Raw genomic sequence first — 17,807 nt, 5'->3', positions numbered from 1 at the left:
CGTAATCGAACGAGGAGGCACATCCGTGGGATTCTTCAGAACGCAGTGGGATAAAATCTATGAATACTTAACAGGTGTAGAACTTTGGACAACCGTCGGGAAGGGGATCCTTGAGATCACCCTCATTCTCATTTTCTCGTTTGTCATTATTCGGACAGGAAAAAAACTGATCGCGCAATTTTTCCAAAATAAAAAACGCGGGCCCTTCAGGGTGACCGATCGTCGGGAAGCCACGTTGCGGAAATTGCTTGAAAACACCCTCACATATATCATTTATTTCACAGCGGCGATCATGATCCTGGAAGCCTTTGGTCTTGAAATCGGGGCGCTGCTCGCCGGGGCAGGCATCGCTGGACTGGCCATCGGGTTTGGCGCACAGAACCTCGTCAAAGATATTATTACGGGTTTCTTCATCATCTTTGAAGATCAATTTTCGGTAGGTGATTTTATCCAAACAGGAGGCGCGGAAGGCTTTGTTGAGGAGATTGGGTTACGCACTTCAAAAATCAAGAGCTGGACGGGCGAACTCCATATCATCCCGAACGGAAGCATCGATCACGTGACGAACTATTCCATCCATAACAGCGTGGCTGTCGTGGACGTGGGCATTTCCTACGAAGGCGATATTGATAAGGCCGAACGCATCCTGCTAGACTTACTGGAGGAACTGCCGGCTCGCTATGAAGACATGATCGGCGTACCCGAATTGCTCGGCGTGCACAATTTGGGCGCATCCGATGTGGTGCTGCGTATCATAGCGGAAACACAGCCGATGCAACACTGGGCGATGGCAAGAGCGATCCGCAAAGAAGTGAAAAACCGTTTTGATGCCGAAGACATTGAAATACCATTCCCTCGGATGGTTATGTATTCACGCTATGAAGAACCTACTACGCAAGACGGGGTAGCAGACGAATGATGGGAGGAAATAGACATGCCGGATAAAGATTTTCAGCTTCATGACATTGTTCAAATGAAAAAACCCCACCCATGCGGCGAAAACCGCTGGAAAATCATCCGCATGGGAGCCGACATCCGGATTAAATGTACGGGGTGTGACCACAGTATTATGATGCCTCGCCGTCGTTTCGAAAGCAAAATGAAAAAAGTACTGGAACGCGCAGAACCGGAGGGTTGAGTGTTTCACGTGAAACAAGGGGTCACATTTTATTTTTGACAGGCTTTGAGTGGTTGAAAAAGGAATAAACGTCTAGTGAAATCCTGAAAACAAGAGGCTCTGACGTCTCTTGTTTTTCCTATTGGATGACTTGTCTTTTTCGTATACAGTATCTATAATTGGGATGACTAACGTACATGTATGGAAATCCTTAAGGAGTGAAAGTCATAATGGCATTAACAGCAGGTATCGTAGGTTTGCCTAACGTGGGTAAATCTACGTTATTTAACGCAATAACGCAGGCAGGAGCAGAGTCAGAGAACTATCCGTTTTGCACGATAGATCCGAACGTCGGCATTGTGGAGGTCCCCGATTACCGCCTTCAAAAATTGACGGAATTAGTCAAGCCAAAGAAAACCATCCCCACAGCTTTTGAATTCACCGACATTGCCGGTATTGTCAAAGGAGCCAGCAAAGGCGAAGGATTGGGCAACCAATTCCTCTCTCATATCCGGCAAGTGGACGCCATCTGTCATGTGGTCCGGGCGTTTGATGATGAGAACATTACCCACGTCTCCGGCAAAGTGGACCCGATCAGTGACATTGAAACAATTAACCTCGAACTCATTCTCGCTGACTTGGAAACCGTCACAAAACGAATGGATCGCGTCGCCAAAATGGTGCGCCAGAAAGACAAAGAAGCGCTAGCCGAATATGCGGTGCTCGAGAAATTGAAAGAAGGGTTTGAAGAAGAACAACCCGCGCGTGCCTTATCATTCTCTGATGATCAGCTGAAAATCGTAAAAGGTTTGCATCTATTAACCATTAAACCGATTCTATATGTCGCCAACGTCGATGAAGATGAGATCGGTCAGGAAGAGGAAAACGCCCAAGTAGCCAAAATCCGCGAGTACGCTGCCAAGGAAAATGCAGAAGTGATTGTCGTCTGCGCCAAGATTGAATCTGAGATTGCTGAACTTGACGGCGAAGAAAAAGAGGAGTACCTGGAGGATCTCGGCATCGCAGAATCGGGGCTTGATCAACTGATCAAAGCCACCTATAATCTTCTCGGTCTCGCCACCTATTTTACAGCAGGCGAAGAAGAAGTTCGCGCCTGGACCTTTACAGAAGGCATCAAAGCGCCCCAGGCAGCCGGCATCATCCACTCAGACTTTGAACGCGGCTTCATCCGTGCGGAAACCGTGTCGTACGAGCATCTGACTGAAGAAGGTTCCATGAGTGCTGCCCGGGACAAAGGCAAGGTTCGTCTAGAAGGAAAAGAGTATTTTGTGAAAGATGGCGATGTCATCCATTTCCGTTTTAACGTATAAGCAAAAGGATCCCCGTTAACGTATTGTCTTTACTAGAAACTTTTGATATAATACAACATTGTGAGTAATGAACGAAGTTACTCCTTACCCTTTCCATCGAGTCAGGGTCGTTAAGTCCATAAGGAGGTGAAAACGGATGAGAAATTACGAAATCATGTATATCATCCGCCCAGACATTGAGGAGGAAGCTAAAACGGCTGTAGTAGAGCGTTTTAACAGCGTCCTGACCAATAATGGCGCGGAGGTAACAAACGTTGAAGAAGTAGGCAAGCGTCGCCTTGCTTATGAAATCAATGACTACCGCGATGGCATTTATTACACCATCAAGTTCAAAGGTGATAGTAACGCCATTAATGAATTCGACCGCCAAGCGAAGTTCACGGATGATATTATCCGTCACATGGCTGTAAATGAAGATGACGAATAAGGAGTGGTTCTGATGTTAAATCGTGTCGTATTAGTCGGCAGGTTAACGAAGGATCCAGATTTACGCTATACACCTAACGGGGTGGCTGTTGCCAATTTCACAATTGCTGTTAACCGACCTTTTTCCAACTCACAAGGAGACCGCGATGCGGACTTCATTAATTGTGTCGTCTGGAGAAGGGCCGCAGAAAACCTTGCTAACTATATGAAGAAAGGGAGTCAAGTCGGCGTAGACGGCCGTCTGCAATCCCGAAGCTTTGAAAATCAAGAAGGCAAGCGGGTGTTTGTCACCGAAGTGGTAGCAGACAGCGTACAATTCTTGGAAAGTAAAGGTTCCTCCCAGGGCGGAGGCAATCAAAACCAAGGCTCATCAGGTTACCAGTCCAACGAGAATCAGCCATCGAGAGATAATCAAGGCTCTAAAGGTGAGGACCCATTCGCAGATAATGGGGAACCTATCGATATATCAGATGATGATCTGCCATTCTAATATAGAAAAGGAGTGAAGCTATTATGGCACGTCGTGGTCGCGCAAAACGTAGAAAAGTGTGTTATTTCACAGCGAACGGCATTACGCACATTGACTATAAAGATGTTGAGTTGCTTAGACGTTTCGTCTCAGACCGAGGAAAAATTCTTCCTCGCCGTGTGACAGGAACTTCTGCTAAATATCAACGTAAATTGACGAAAGCTATCAAGCGCGCTCGTCAAATGGCACTATTGCCGTACGTTGCGGAATAATGCACATGACGAAACACACAACAGGGCTTCCTGTTGTGTGTTTTTTAATGCCGTTTTTTCTGGGGATGCTGCTTGGCCAAGCGCAATGCGCAATGCAAGCGGGATGGTGCGATTTCCAGACGAGCCGGATGGATTTCTTGTCAGGTTAGGCTGATTTGTAAGCAACTTTCTCGCGTTTCTTTGCAACTTCCCGCTATTTCCGTTCATTCGTTGCCGTATGATAGTCAGGGGTGGTTGGGAAGCTACTCGCTTTCCTGTGGGGGAACTGGCGAGCTTCCTCGGGCTAAAGCCCTGTGGGATCTCCTTCTCCCACCGGAGTCTCGCAGCATCCTAACCACCCGTCATAGCTACCTCACATAATCTGACATACTGAAACCTCGAAGCGGGGTATTCAAGAATTTACTTTAACAATAAATAAAAAAACCAGCACGCTATTACAAGCGTACTGGTTTATTCCCGTATTTTCGCATAGACGTATGTATCTCGAAGTTCGTTCCCATCGACGGAGACGTCCTCGTTTCGCAGTACGCCTTCAAGTGTGAAGTTCAATCGTTCCGGGACAGCGCGGCTTTTTGCGTTCTTAGCGTCACACCGGATTTCGATCCGATTGGCCTGCAGCTCCTCAAACGCAAACGATGTAATGCCATCGACGGCCTCGGTGATATAGCCTTTTCCGCTAAAACGCGAATCCACCCAGTAGCCGATTTCAAACTTGGGAACATCCCAATCAATGCGATGCAAGCCGGAGGAGGCTACAAGCTGCCCGGTCTCTTTCAAAAAGACGAGCAAACGCAGATCTTCACGATTCAAAAACTTGATATAGGCCTGTCTGACGTTGATTTCCACGTCATCTTCACTCTGGTCATGCTGGGCGAAAGGCAGCCACGGTTTTAGATCATCCTGGGAGGCTTGAATCGATTCATAAACAGCTGGTCCGTCTCCAGGCTGCGGTGCTCTGATGAGGAGACGCTCGGTTTCAAATGCTTCCGGGAAGTCGTTGATAATAGGGTTCATATGACGATCATCTCTCCTTTGTCCGCTAAACACGTTGCTTCGGGCAACCTCTAGTTGAGATTATCTATTAGCCTATCACAAAGCCAGGAGTCGTTACACCATTTTTTTCAAAATGTCTCCCTGCCCTAATCGCAATTAGAACTAAACCTGCAGCAGCATGATAACGGCCTAGAAAAAGGACTCCCGCGCTTTCGCGTGGAAGTCCTTTTAAATCATCTTATTCTTCTACATGCGCCCATTTGAATTCAAATTCTGGACCAGTAGCCGTGCTGTAGACCCCTTTGATAGAAGGTCGCTGCAGCATCGCTTTTGCATCTTGATAAAGCGGCGCTACGGCTGCGTCTTCTTCTAGCAATATCTTTTCAGCTTCATAGAAATTTTCAAACCGTTTTTCCGGTTGTTGAGCATATTCATTGTTGGCTTGTTCAATCAACGCGTCATACTCGTCATTGGAGTAGCCCATGTTGTTATTTGCTCCGCCTGTCAGGTACATGTTCAGGTACGTGTTAGGGTCCGTGTAGTCAGGTCCCCAAGTAGCGGCTTCCATTTCAAATTCTGATTCCTGATCACGGCGAACCCGCTCTTTAAATGGAACGTTCAACACATCAATCGTTGCGCCTTCCAATTTGCTTTCGATTTGTTCCTTGTAATAGGCGGTGACTTCGGCTACAGTGTCTGTGTCATCACCAAGGAGTTCAATGGTGACGGAATCCTTACCGATTTCTTCTAGACCTTTTTGCCAAAGTTCTTTGGCTTTTTCTTCATTAGCTTCAACAAGTTGCCCGTTCACCTCACGGAAGTCTGTTTCACTGTCAGGTGCGGTCACGAAGTTAGATGGAACATAGCCTTCTGCCGCAACAGAACCATCATTCAAAATGACATCAACCAGGGATTCACGGTCGATGGCCATGGATATCGCCTTACGGATGTTCACGTTTGCTAGTGCCTCGTTGTTGTCCTGGTTGAACTTAAAGAAGTACAGGTAAGGTTTTTCAACATTGGTAAAGCCTTCATTTGATCGGTATTGGTCAACGAACTCCGCTGATAGATTGGCGAAGTCGAGTTGTCCGGATTCATACAAGTTGACACCGGTTGCTGTATCTTTAACAACCTCAACGTTGATTTCATTTAGCTGAACTTCACTTGCATCCCAATAAGAATCGTTCTTCTCAAGCTTCCAGCCCGAGCCATGATCCCATTCCGTCATTTTGAACGGACCGTTTGATAATGTATACTCTGCTTCTGTCGCATAATCTTCACCATGCTCTTCCACATAGTCTTGATTCTGCGGCATGAATGTAATAAATGCAGTCATTGATTCAAAATATGGTATCGGTTTTTCCAGATTGACGACAAATGTCTTATCGTCTTCTGCTTTGACGCCTAATTCTTCTACATCCATTTCCCCTTCACTGACGGCTGTAGCGTTCTTCACGACACCGCCGAGCATATAAGGACCGTATTCAGAGCCGACTTCAGGGTCCACCGCCCGCTGCCAGGCATAAACGAAGTCCTGAGCTGTTACAGGATCACCGTTTGACCATTTAGCGTCACGCAGCTTAAATGTGTAGGTTGTCCCATCTTCACTCACTTCGCTGCTTTCTGCTATACCATCCCGCAGTTCACCATCTTCGCCGAGACGGTACAAGCCTTCCACTGTTTCGCCCGACCATTGAAAGGCGACGGAATCCGAAATAAGTGCTGAATCCATCGTAGGAATTTCACTCTTGGATGTTACCGTGATGGATTGATCTCCGCTTGCTTCACCTTCAGACTCTTCATTCGTATCGCCTGAATCAGAGCCATCCCCTTGGTCTGCGCTGTCATCTCCGCCAAATCCGCATGCCGCTAATGCCATTGTCAGCATTAACAAGAGCAGTAAAATGACGTAATTTGCTTTTCTCATTTCAAGACCCCCAAAAATAAAAATTTTCAAAATAATGACTATCTTTGAAGTATACATTTAAATAGATGAGGTTTCAGCACTATTTTTAGAGAAAAAAAAGAAAAAAAGTAAAAAATCAGAATACATTTAATGTTGCGATTACGTTGACAAACACAAAAGGTTTGGTACGATAGAAAATATTCACTTTAGTTAAGGAAATCGATGAAGCGTCAAAGAATGAACCATCATATAATAGGAACAGATTGAAAGGAGCGTTAGGATGCCTAACCATGAAGAAATTTTACGTATTCCAGGACCGACCCCCATACCTCCGAGAGTGAGCCAAGCCATGTCTCAGCCCATGATTGGGCATCGCAGTCAACGATGCAAAGATCTGCTGAAAGATATCGCTCCGAAACTGAACCCGATTTTCGGGACCCAGGAAGATGTCATTGTTTTGACGGGCAGCGGCACGTCTGCTTTAGAAGCCGCCGTTGTCAACACAACCATGCCTGGGGATGAAGTATTGGTCGTTGTCACAGGGGCATTTGGCGATCGGTTCGCCAGTATTTGCGAAGCCTATGGGCTGACGGTTCACCGTCATGATGTGACGTGGGGAGACGCGGTCCAGGTGGAAGATGTCTCTTCCTATTTAAATCAGTATCCTGGCATCCGGGCTGTTTTTGTAACCCATTGTGAAACATCTACCGCCGTATTGAATCCGGTGAAGGAGATTGCGAACCAGGTTCATGAGCAATCCGATGCGTTGGTAATCGTCGACGGGGTCTCCTCGATTGGCGGTGCCGATCTTAAATTGGAGCGAGATGGCATCGACCTGCTCGTATCCGGTTCGCAAAAGGCCATGATGCTGCCAGCCGGCCTCTCATTCGTCGCCTATAACCATCGCACGTGGTCCATCATCGAGGAAAACACACGCCCGCGTTTTTACTTGGACTTGCGGAAATATCGCGGCAAGCTGCAGGAAGGCCAAACGCCGTTCACACCAGCGCTATCATTGTTGTTTGGGCTGAATGAAGCCCTAGACCTTATGCACGAAGAAGGGCTGGAGTCGGTGTATGAGCGTCACCATCTTATGAAAAGAATGGCCAGGGCAGCTTTTCAAGCGCTTGGTCTTCCTTTGTTGACGACCGAAGAAGCAGCCTCTCCAACGGTAACCTCCGTAAAGCCTGAACGTTTCGATGCGGAACAATTGCGGAAAGTTGTCCATGAGGAAGCAGGATTACTGTTAGCTGGCGGCCAACAGCATTTAAAAGGAAAGATTTTCAGAATCGGCCATATGGGGTATTGTACGCCAGCCGATGTGCTTCAAGCGATCAGCATAATCGAACTCGGCCTCAAGCAATTAGGCCAAGAAATAGAATTAGGGGCAGGCGTCGCTGCTGCAGAGAAGATCTACACCTTAGAAAAAGGAGGAAAGTGACATGAGCTTTCGCGTTTTAATATGTGACCCGCTCAGTGCGGAAGGGATTCATCCGTTAGAGTCAGCTTCCGATGTCGAGGTGATCAACACACCTGGTCTGGATCATGAGACATTACTCGACACGATCACAGATATAGATGCAATTATCGTCAGAAGCCAAACGACAATTACCCGGGAAATAATCGAAAGAGCTCAAAATTTGAAGGTCGTGGGCCGTGCTGGGGTCGGTGTTGATAACATCGATCTTGAAGCGGCAACCGAATTCGGTGTCGTGGTCGTCAATGCCCCTGACGGCAACACCATTTCCACAGCGGAACATACCATGGCGATGCTAATGTCATTAGCCCGTAACATCCCTCAGGCTTATCACCTGTTGCGGCGGGATAAATGGGAACGCAAAGCGATGGTCGGTGTGGAGTTGAAAGATAAGACGCTGGGTATCGTAGGACTGGGACGAATCGGTAATGAAGTGGCAAGACGTGCCAAAGGCCAACGCATGAACGTCATCGCTTATGATCCGTTCTTAACAGAAGAAAAGGCGGAAAAGATGGGTGTGCAGTGCGGTACGATTGAAGATGTGCTGCAAGCAGCCGATTTTCTGACCGTCCATACACCCTTAATGGAAGAAACAAAACATTTAATTGATGCCGAAGCGCTGAAGCTCATGAAACCGAGCGCCCGCATCCTGAATTGTGCACGAGGCGGTATTATAGATGAGGACGCTTTATATGAAGCCCTCGTCGAAAAGCGGATTGCAGGTGCGGCCCTTGATGTGTTCGAAGAAGAACCGGCGATCGGCCATAAAATTCTTGAACTGGATGAAGTGATTGCAACGCCTCATCTTGGTGCCAGTACGATAGAAGCGCAGGAAAATGTTGCCATCGATGTCAGTAAGGATATCGTGGAAATCCTTCGCGAAGGCAATGCGAAGAATCCGGTGAACATTGCTTCCGTTTCCCCTGAAGTCCTGGAAACATTAGCGCCTTATTTCCATTTATCGGAACAGCTCGGTTTGTTCCTCTCTCGTATTACCAAAGGTGTTTTAGAGTCGATTAATATTGATTTTGCCGGTGAGCTGGTCGATTATGAAACGATGCCGTTAACGCGGACTACGCTAAAAGGCATTCTGAGCCGCCACCTCGGGGCACGCATCAATGATGTGAATGCCTTTAAAGCAGCGAGCGATAAAGGCATCACTATCAATGAACAGAAGACCACGTCATCGCGCGGGTTCACCAACCTGATTACGGTGCAAATCCAGACGGACGAAGAAACGCGGTCCGTATCAGGTACGTTGCTGAACGGGCTTGGCTCCCGCATTGTGAAACTGGATCAGTATTCCGTCGATGTCGTCCCTGCTGGCCACCTCGTCCTTATCCGCCACCATGATAAGCCCGGCGCGATCGGAAAAGTCGGTAGCTTGCTCGCAGAAGATGATGTCAACATCGCTGCCATGCAGGTGGGTCGTAAAGATCAGGGCGGCCATGCCGTCATGGTGCTGACCGTCGACAAGCCAGTGAATGAAGCGTGTATTGAAAAACTAGAACAGCTGGAAGATATTCGTCAGGTCAATTGTGTAGAACTATAAATAAAAGGCCCCCAGTGAAAGGATAACTTTCTCTGGGGGCCTTTCATGCTATAAAGGTAAAATAGGCACCGGGACATATATAAATCAGAGTTGTTATAAAGCGAATGTGGGAAACGTATAAAATTTCAATGGATCATCATGAGCGGAGTGTTTTGACGGAGCGGTTATGGAACACCTTCCCTAACACACAAAACTTCCGAACAATATCCGCGAAATCGTTCGGAAGTTTTGTGTGTTATTTAGTTTTGTCTTAGTTCCTTCTAAGCGCCATGATTGCTGCTATGCCAGCGGTACTATAGTTGCTTCACGTTGGTTAAAGATGTGCAGTTCTTCATAACCAACTGATTTGGCAAGGTCGATTGCTTGATCATAAGCGTAGCCGATGTGCTCCGGTTTATGGGCATCCGAGCAGATAACAATGCCGACCCCAGCCTCGTAACACTTCTTTAACAGCACGGGATCCGGGTAGATGGCGCCGACAGGTTTGCGGAGGCCGGCCGTACTGATTTCGATGCACGTGCCAGAAGCGGCTAAGGCGGCTACCGCTCGGTCATACTGTTGATGAAGAAAAGCTTCGTCATCGGGCCAATAATTAAAGATTTTGATGAGGTCGATATGCCCCACGAAATTGAATAGTCTAGACTCGGCCAAGGTGACAATTTGGTCAAAGTATTGACGGTAGGCTTCCTTGATATCCCGCTTCTCATATTCTTCGCGGTATGAAGCTAGGTCGATCCCCCAGTCGCCAATCCAATGGACAGAGCCGATGACATAATCGAAAGGGTGTGCGTCAATGAACGCCTGCATTTCCTTTTCTTTCCCTGGTGTATAGTCCATCTCAATTCCCATTTTCACCTGAAGCCCTTCAGCTTGAGCCTGCTCAAACAACGTGTGATAATCTTTGAAGTGAAGCCCTCTGCGGTTTTCCACCCAATCATTCGAAAGTATATCGCTTGTTTCATGGAAAAAGTAAGCATGTTCAGAGATGCCTAATTCTTCGATGCCTTTCTCTTTTGCCTTAGCGATATAGTCGTTTAAGTATGCTGTCGTAAATTCGCCGGTTTCGGCCATGTGAACGTGATAATCCGTGAGCATAAGAAAGCCTCCCCATCTTATAATAATTATAGGGTCCGTTTCAGGACATTTCACTATATCATACCAGACGCGTGTTTGAACCTCAAAAATCACCTCACGCCTGCTATGCAAATTAATTTATTTCAGAAAAGATATTTCATTAAGGGTTCATCCGAATTACGTGTTAAAATAGAGTGGTTATAATAAGAGTAGTAAATGAGGTGCCACATACATGAACGACTCAAGACGAATTACAGAAGGGGCTTTAATGGCGGGGTTATATCTGCTATTGTTATTGGTACATATTTTCCTCCCTTTTATAGGAGCCTTTGTGCTCATAGCACTCCCGGTTCCGTTCATCGTGTATACGTATAAACATGGGTGGAAGCCTGGAGCGATTGTATTCATCGCAAGCATCATTTTGTCCTCCCTGATGGCGACCATTTATTCGATACCTGTGACTATTCTCATGGGACTCGGGGGAATGTTCACAGGGTGGGCCATGCATCAGAAACGGAACGCCTATGAAACATGGGCTGCAGGTTCCATCGGGTTCATTATTGGCTTAGTGATTGTATTCGCGAGCAGTCAATTACTGTTTAATGTCAGTTGGACCGAAACGGTTCAAACGACAATAGATCAAGCTTTAAGAAACGCTGAAACCATGTTGAACAACTTTGGCGGCGGCGCTTCTGAAGAACAGTTGGCGTTGCTGGAAGAGCAGGTCAGCAGCTGGCCGGATTTGATTCCGAGTATGCTGGCATTTGTAGGGATAGGGCTGGCGTTTATCGGCCAGTGGTTAAGTTATAAAATGATCAACCGGCTCGAACAGACAAAGCTGTCTTTTCCGGCATTCCGGGATTTTCGACTGCCCCTGTCGCTGCTTTGGTATTATTTCTTCGCCTTGATTTTAGATTTAGTCATTACGGATACGGATAGTATTTGGAATCTGGCAGCCATCAATTTGTTCACATTGACGGGCTCATTGATTCTGCTTCAGGGCTTTGCTTTCATTTTTTATTATGCGCATATCAAAGGAAAGTCCAAAGCATTGCCGATTACTGCGGTGGTCCTGTCGTTCTTGTTTCCGATGATCCTGCTTTATTTGGTAAGAATTCTAGGTATAATTGATATAGGATTTTCCTTGCGGGAGCGTTTGAACGGGAATAAAAAGTAGTACGGATCACGAGGGTAGGAGCTGAAAGACATGCCGAATTTTTTTAAAAAACCGACCATGAGTGGGCACCTGTGGGTCATTTATGCCATTTCGATCGTGTTACTCGGCTTCATTTGGTATTACCAATGGTTACTTGGCTTAATGATGACGATATTTCTGGCAGCATCGATTCTTTACAGCATCAGAACCGAAAAACATCTCATCAACGAGACGGAAGAGTATATATCCACGTTATCTTATCGGGTGAAAAAAGTCGGCGAAGAGGCATTATTAGAAATGCCAATCGGGATCGTCCTCTTTAGTGAGGACTATGCCGTGGAGTGGGCAAATCCCTATATGAACGCGTTCACGAATGATGATACGCTGGTCGGCCACCCATTAAGCGAGTTATCGAAGGATTTAGTGGCCAAATTGAAAGAAAACAAGAAAGAAGTTTGGCTGCAAATTCAGGATTACGAATTTCAAATCATGGTCAAGAAAGATGAGCGACTGCTCTATTTATTTGACCGGACCCAGCAATCTGAAATTCAGCATCTCTATCAAAACGAGCAAACAGTCATGTCTGTGATTTTTCTAGATAACTATGAAGAAATCACACAAGGCATGGATGATACAGCGAAAAGCCATATCAACTCCCAAGTGACATCGATCCTGAACAGATGGGCAGGCGATTATGGCGTTTACTTGAAACGCACCTCTCAAGAGCGCTTCATGGCCGTCATGAACCACGAAATTTTAAAGCGTCTGGAACGGAATAAATTTGAAATCTTAGATGAAGTACGCGAATTGATTTCCGATAAAAATGTGCCCCTGACACTAAGTTTCGGCATCGGCACAGGACCTGTCACATTACCTGAGCTCGGCGAACTGGCTCAATCCAGCCTTGACCTGGCTTTGGGACGCGGAGGCGATCAGGTCGCCATTAAAGACGACACCGGTAAAGTGCGCTTCTATGGGGGTAAAACCAACCCGATGGAAAAACGGACCCGTGTCCGCGCGCGTGTAATCTCCCATGCCATGAAGGAGCTGGTCCAGGAGAGCGACAAGGTAATGATCATGGGACACAAAGCACCAGACATGGACGCCATCGGAGCATCGATCGGCATTTTGAAAATCGCTGAAGCGAATGCCAAAGAAGCCTCGATTGTCCTCGACCCTAATGATATTGATACAGGCGTGCAGCGCATGATCGAAGAAGTCAGTAAAGACGAAGAATTGTGGTCGAAGTTCGTTTCGCCTGACGATGCGCTCGAAATGGTTACCAACAATACGCTGCTTGTTGTGGTTGATACGCATAAACCGTCTCTCGTTATGGAAGAGAAATTATTGAATAAAACGGAACACGTCGTCGTAATTGATCACCACCGCCGGGCAGAAGAATTCATTTCCGACCCGACGCTTGTTTATATGGAACCGTATGCATCTTCGACAGCGGAACTCGTTACCGAACTTCTCGAGTATCAGCCGAAAAAATTGAAACTCTCCATGCTTGAATCCACCGCCTTGCTTTCTGGTATCATCGTGGATACGAAGAGTTTCACACTGCGTACAGGATCGCGAACTTTTGATGCGGCCTCGTACCTCCGTTCCAAAGGGGCTGACACGATTCTCGTGCAGAAATTTATGAAAGAAGATTTGGATGTTTATGTACGCCGCAGCCGTTTGATTGAACGCGCAGAAATTTACCGTGATGGTGTGGCTATTTCTACAGGCGACAAAGGGGAAAACTACGGCGCCGTATTAATCGCCCAGGCAGCGGATACGTTGCTGACGATGAGCGGAATCGTCGCTTCATTCGTCATCTCCGAACGCAAGGACGGCCGCATTGGGATCAGCGCACGTTCCCTTGGTGATGTGAACGTGCAAGTGGTTATGGAACGGATGAATGGCGGCGGTCATTTAACGAACGCGGCGACTCAACTGGAAGATACCACCATTGAAGATGCTAAAGGATTATTGCAAGATATCATCGACGAATATTTTGAAGGGGGAGACTCAGAATGAAAGTGATTTTCAACCAGGACATTAAAGGCAAGGGAAAAAAAGGCGAAGTTAAGAACGTTTCCGACGGATATGCACGCAACTATTTATTGAAGCACAACAAGGCCGTTGAAGCGACGAAAGCCAATATGGATGCCTTGAAAGCCAAGCAAAATAAAGAAAAGCAAAAAGAAGAAGAAGAAAAGATGGAATCGGAACGGTTGCGTGAGCAACTTGAGAATATGGAGATCAAACTATCGGCGAAGTCCGGCGACAGCGACCGTTTATTTGGTTCCATCACCAGCAAGCATATCGCGGATGAGTTAAAACAAAACCACAACATCAAAATCGATAAACGGAAAATCGAATTGGATGATCCCATCCGCAACCTCGGTTACACCAATGTTCCGGTCAAACTTCATCCGGAAGTCACAGGGACGATTCGCGTCCATGTAGCAGAGAAGTAATGCGCAAGCTTTGGGTTCAAAAGGGAGGGAACAAGCATGAGTGATTTATGGAATGATCGTACCCCTCCGCACAATATAGAAGCGGAACAGGCTGTTCTCGGTGCTGTCTTTTTAGAGCCGGAAGCGATGGCCTCAGCCTCTGAAAAACTGATGCCGGATGACTTTTACCGGGCCAGTCATCAGCGTATTTTTGAAGTCATGGTCAATCTCGCTGATAAAGGTGAACCGATCGACCTGGTCACGGTGACGACCGCGCTTTCGAACGGAAAAGTGTTGGAAGAAGTCGGCGGTGTCTCGTATTTAAGTGACCTGGCGCATTCAGTCCCGACAGCGGCTAATATTGAATATTATGCTCGAATCGTCGATGAAAAAGCGACCTTGAGACGGTTGATTCGCACAGCTACCTCTATTGTGACGAACGGTTACGCTGAGGAAGAGGAATTGGAAAACATCCTCAACCAAGCGGAAAAAGAAATTTTAGAAGTGTCGCAGCAAAAGGACGCCGGGTCTTTTAAAAACATCAAAGACGTGCTTATCGAGGTTTATGATAATATCGAAATGCTGCACAATCATGAAGGCGGTGTGACCGGCATTCCGACGGGCTATCGGGATCTGGATCACATCACCTCTGGTTTCCAGCGCAACGATTTGATTATCATCGCAGCCCGGCCTTCTGTAGGTAAGACCGCGTTTGCGCTCAATATCGCGCAAAACGTGGCCGTCAATTCCGATGAGAACGTCGCGATCTTCAGCCTGGAAATGGGCGCAGATCAACTCGTATCACGGATGCTCTGTGCAGAAGGCAACATCGATGCCCAACGCTTACGGACGGGGCACCTCGAAGCAGAGGATTGGAGCAAACTCACCATGGCCATGGGGAGTCTCTCTAATGCCGGCATTTTCATTGATGACACGCCGGGTATCAGAGTCAGTGAAATCCGTTCCAAATGCCGTCGCCTCAAGCAAGAGCACGGACTAGGCATGATCCTCATCGACTATCTCCAGTTGATTCAAGGTAACGCCGGCTCGCGTGAAAACCGACAGCAGGAAGTCTCTGAGATTTCCCGCTCTCTGAAAGGATTAGCTCGTGAGTTGAACGTGCCATTAATCGCCCTGTCCCAGCTGTCGCGTGGAGTGGAGTCCCGTCAGGACAAGCGTCCGATGATGTCCGACTTGCGTGAGTCAGGCAGTATCGAGCAGGACGCTGATATCGTCGGTTTCCTTTATCGTGATGACTACTACGATCAAGAATCCGAGAAACAGAACATTATTGAAATCATCATTTCAAAGCAGCGTAACGGGCCTGTCGGCAATGTCGAGCTCGCGTTTGTCAAAGAATATAATAAGTTCGTGGATTTGGATCATCGCTATGACGAAAGCGATATTCCGCCTCCTGCGTAGTGAAAGGCAAGCTCTTATTAATGGAGCTTGTCTTTTTCAATAGAGGAGGAAGACGACCAATATCAACAAAGCTGAAACTTTTACCATTTAGTTAATAACAGGACGGGAAAAGCGTGCTCATCCAAACGTAGGCTAAATAAGTTAGGAGGATAGGTATGAAAAGGATTTTTGGCATTATGAGTGTAATTGTCGTCATAGGGGTCGTTGTATTTTTTATGATGAATAGACCCGAAAAGACAACATATGGAGATTTACTACATAAGGAATTAACGTCGTATGATGTTATCAATGAGGTTTATATAAAACAGGTGGGGGATGAATTCACCACTATTACTAACCGAAACGATATTGAAAAAATCATTGAAAACCCCGCTGATATGAATTTGAAAAAAGTAGATGATCCACCATATGTTCAATACTCAGTAACTATAAGAACAGAAGAAAAGAATGACCCTACCATTGCAGTCGGGGAAGAAAGAATCCATATATTGGGTCTTAAAAATGAAGACGGTTCTGATGCTGGAGGTATGTACGAAATAGAGGGAAACAATTCACTTTTAAAAGTAATTACAGAGACAGATTATAATTGGGAATCTCTCTAAATGAAGAAATTTGCGACAATATTTTTTACGGCCGGCAAACGCGTTATTAAATGCAAGGATATGAATGTTTATTCAATGTTTGGACAATTATCTCGAAACTGAGTCTTCAAGAAAAGGGCAGGTTAGTTTAAGACTCAGTTTCGAGATATTAATTTTTTTTCACATAGGGACAAAAATGATCACCAATTTTGGTGGTCATTTTCTATAGCATTATCTAAGTTACGCGATCGTCCGCTTAACAAGTAGTGATTTAATGTTGGAAAGAGAAAGAACGTTTTAATCTTAAATAATATAATGTTAAATCAAACATTATTAAATTTTGTAACATTTATTTATAAAGGAAATCAATCATTAAACAGTATTTGATATTCGAAAATTTATGATTATCTGCATATAAGTTGTTTTAAGATATTAATTAAGTGGTTTATTATATATAATGTGCAGCTCGATAAATTAGAATTTGTAGACTAAGGAAGTGATTTGAAAGTTGAGGCAACAACAAAAAAATAAAAAGAGGTATCTATTTATACTCTTGGGCTTGTATATAGCTGTATTAATATACTTCATGTTTTTCGGATTCGGACGTCCACAGCTCGCAGAGCTCCGCGAATATCGGTATTCGTTAATACCTGTTCGTATTCCCTTATGGCTTCCTAACCATTTTTCAATAGATATTATCAAACTCTGGATCTTTGCTCTTGGCAACCTTCTAGCATTTATTCCGTTTGGAATACTTGTGCCGATGGTGTTTGAAAATCCTTTTAGAACATACTTTAAGTTTATTGTCTTGTTTGTGTTTTTTATTCTCTGTATGGAAATTGTTCAAATGGTAACTTATTTAGGAAGCTTTGATATTGAGGATATTATCGTTAATACAATGGGAGCAACAATTGGCTTTTGTACCTATAAAGTAAGCGAACGTATGAATACTTTAAGAAAGAATTTGGTTTCTATAGGATTGTCCATTGTGGGGTTAACTTTGCTGATGTTCCTCATAGCATGGGTATTTAACAATACGATTACACCATATATCTTAAAAATACATTCAAACTTTTATTAGGATAGTTCTCGAAACTTACTTCCATATAAGGGGGCAACTGTTTAATAGGGACAACCGCTTTCATTAACGAGGCAAATGAGTGTTCATGGGTTAAAAGGGGAGAGGATATGAGGAAAAATAGCTTAAAGGGAATACTGGTATTAGGTTCTTTATTAGGGGTTATTGGACTAATATTCATCTTTTTTAGCAATAGTCTCGGGACGAGCTTAACAAATGCCTTAGTGGCGGACGCTGATTACGCTGCATATACTTACGATTCTAAAGTTAAAACAAATACAAATATCTTTCTAGTAACTGGTATCATACTTTCTGGAATTGGTCTCTCTACAGTGATCTATGCTCTTTATAAGATGCTAAATGTTAAATACTAGGTGTGTAGGTATCTTTGTCTGCTCTTTAAATTACAGGCTTCCTGGACCAATATATCTTGATTTCGAGTCTTAATATATAGCCTAGTGGTGTAATGTCAACTGTAAATTGATATGGAATTGGAAATTATTTTG

The 17,807-nt window shown here is 45.4% G+C and carries 17 protein-coding genes; 14 read left to right on the top strand and 3 right to left on the bottom strand.

Translation table 11 applies throughout. The annotated features are described in order from the left end of the window. Positions 1–25: 25 nt before the first annotated feature. From HOP45_RS17885 to rpsR, 6 genes are all read left to right on the top strand, one after another. Positions 26–919, top strand: coding sequence for a mechanosensitive ion channel family protein (locus HOP45_RS17885; RefSeq protein WP_181350753.1), 894 nt, complete (start codon positions 26–28; stop codon positions 917–919). Between the two features lie 15 nt (positions 920–934). After that, entirely contained in the window at positions 935–1,138 is a 204-nt protein-coding gene (locus HOP45_RS17880; RefSeq protein WP_181350752.1) for a DUF951 domain-containing protein, read from the top strand. Between the two features lie 209 nt (positions 1,139–1,347). Then, the gene (ychF, locus tag HOP45_RS17875) at positions 1,348–2,448 is read left to right on the top strand and encodes a redox-regulated ATPase YchF (protein ID WP_181350751.1); all 1,101 of its coding nucleotides are present in this window, start codon (positions 1,348–1,350) and stop codon (positions 2,446–2,448) included. Between the two features lie 136 nt (positions 2,449–2,584). Further along, positions 2,585–2,875 carry a 30S ribosomal protein S6 gene (gene rpsF, locus HOP45_RS17870; RefSeq protein ID WP_181350750.1) on the top strand — a complete coding sequence of 97 codons (291 nt, stop codon included), beginning with the start codon at positions 2,585–2,587 and terminating at the stop codon, positions 2,873–2,875. A gap of 12 nt (positions 2,876–2,887) precedes the next feature. Next, a complete protein-coding gene (gene ssb, locus HOP45_RS17865; RefSeq protein ID WP_181350749.1) occupies positions 2,888–3,364 on the top strand; it encodes a single-stranded DNA-binding protein in 477 nt (158 codons plus the stop codon). Positions 3,365–3,384: 20 nt separating this feature from the next. Next, a complete protein-coding gene (rpsR, locus tag HOP45_RS17860; RefSeq protein ID WP_181350826.1) occupies positions 3,385–3,615 on the top strand; it encodes a 30S ribosomal protein S18 in 231 nt (76 codons plus the stop codon). Between the two features lie 450 nt (positions 3,616–4,065). On the opposite strand, the gene HOP45_RS17855 is transcribed toward rpsR, so the two are convergent. After that, positions 4,066–4,629 carry a GNAT family N-acetyltransferase gene (locus HOP45_RS17855; protein WP_181350748.1) on the bottom strand — a complete coding sequence of 188 codons (564 nt, stop codon included), beginning with the start codon at positions 4,627–4,629 and terminating at the stop codon, positions 4,066–4,068. Between the two features lie 217 nt (positions 4,630–4,846). Then, on the bottom strand, positions 4,847–6,535 hold the full coding sequence (locus HOP45_RS17850; protein WP_181350747.1) for a peptide ABC transporter substrate-binding protein: 1,689 nt from the start codon (positions 6,533–6,535) through the stop codon (positions 4,847–4,849). Between the two features lie 259 nt (positions 6,536–6,794). On the opposite strand from HOP45_RS17850, the gene HOP45_RS17845 reads away from it, so the two are divergent. Further along, entirely contained in the window at positions 6,795–7,955 is a 1,161-nt protein-coding gene (locus HOP45_RS17845; RefSeq protein ID WP_181350746.1) for a pyridoxal-phosphate-dependent aminotransferase family protein, read from the top strand. 1 nt (position 7,956) lies between these two features. Continuing rightward, on the top strand, positions 7,957–9,543 hold the full coding sequence (gene serA / locus HOP45_RS17840; protein ID WP_181350745.1) for a phosphoglycerate dehydrogenase: 1,587 nt from the start codon (positions 7,957–7,959) through the stop codon (positions 9,541–9,543). Positions 9,544–9,822: 279 nt separating this feature from the next. Here the strand turns inward: serA and HOP45_RS17835 are convergent, their stop codons facing one another. Next, positions 9,823–10,638 (bottom strand): histidinol-phosphatase HisJ family protein, encoded by an 816-nt coding sequence (locus HOP45_RS17835; protein WP_181350744.1) that lies wholly within the window; start codon positions 10,636–10,638, stop codon positions 9,823–9,825. Between the two features lie 211 nt (positions 10,639–10,849). Between HOP45_RS17835 and HOP45_RS17830 the strand changes: the two genes are divergently transcribed. The 6 genes from HOP45_RS17830 to HOP45_RS17805 all read left to right on the top strand — a co-directional run bounded on the left by HOP45_RS17830 (position 10,850) and on the right by HOP45_RS17805 (position 17,304). Continuing rightward, the gene (locus HOP45_RS17830) at positions 10,850–11,794 is read left to right on the top strand and encodes a YybS family protein (protein ID WP_181350743.1); all 945 of its coding nucleotides are present in this window, start codon (positions 10,850–10,852) and stop codon (positions 11,792–11,794) included. 30 nt (positions 11,795–11,824) lie between these two features. After that, the gene (locus HOP45_RS17825; RefSeq protein WP_181350742.1) at positions 11,825–13,798 is read left to right on the top strand and encodes a DHH family phosphoesterase; all 1,974 of its coding nucleotides are present in this window, start codon (positions 11,825–11,827) and stop codon (positions 13,796–13,798) included. Further along, positions 13,795–14,241, top strand: a complete 447-nt coding sequence (gene rplI, locus HOP45_RS17820; RefSeq protein WP_181350741.1) for a 50S ribosomal protein L9 — start codon at positions 13,795–13,797, stop codon at positions 14,239–14,241. The genes HOP45_RS17825 and rplI overlap by 4 nt, the downstream gene beginning before the upstream one ends. A 36-nt stretch (positions 14,242–14,277) precedes the next feature. Then, positions 14,278–15,642: a replicative DNA helicase gene (gene dnaB / locus HOP45_RS17815; RefSeq protein WP_181350740.1), complete on the top strand. Its 1,365-nt coding sequence runs from the start codon at positions 14,278–14,280 to the stop codon at positions 15,640–15,642. A gap of 155 nt (positions 15,643–15,797) precedes the next feature. Next, on the top strand, positions 15,798–16,244 hold the full coding sequence (locus HOP45_RS17810) for a hypothetical protein (RefSeq protein ID WP_181350739.1): 447 nt from the start codon (positions 15,798–15,800) through the stop codon (positions 16,242–16,244). A 487-nt stretch (positions 16,245–16,731) separates the two neighbouring features. Then, positions 16,732–17,304, top strand: a complete 573-nt coding sequence (locus HOP45_RS17805; protein WP_255437743.1) for a VanZ family protein — start codon at positions 16,732–16,734, stop codon at positions 17,302–17,304. Positions 17,305–17,807 lie beyond the last annotated feature (503 nt).

The sequence above is a fragment of the Thalassobacillus sp. CUG 92003 genome, from assembly GCF_013618635.1.
Classification (GTDB): domain Bacteria; phylum Bacillota; class Bacilli; order Bacillales; family Halobacillaceae; genus CUG-92003.
This window is presented reverse-complemented; position numbering and strand designations above follow the sequence as displayed.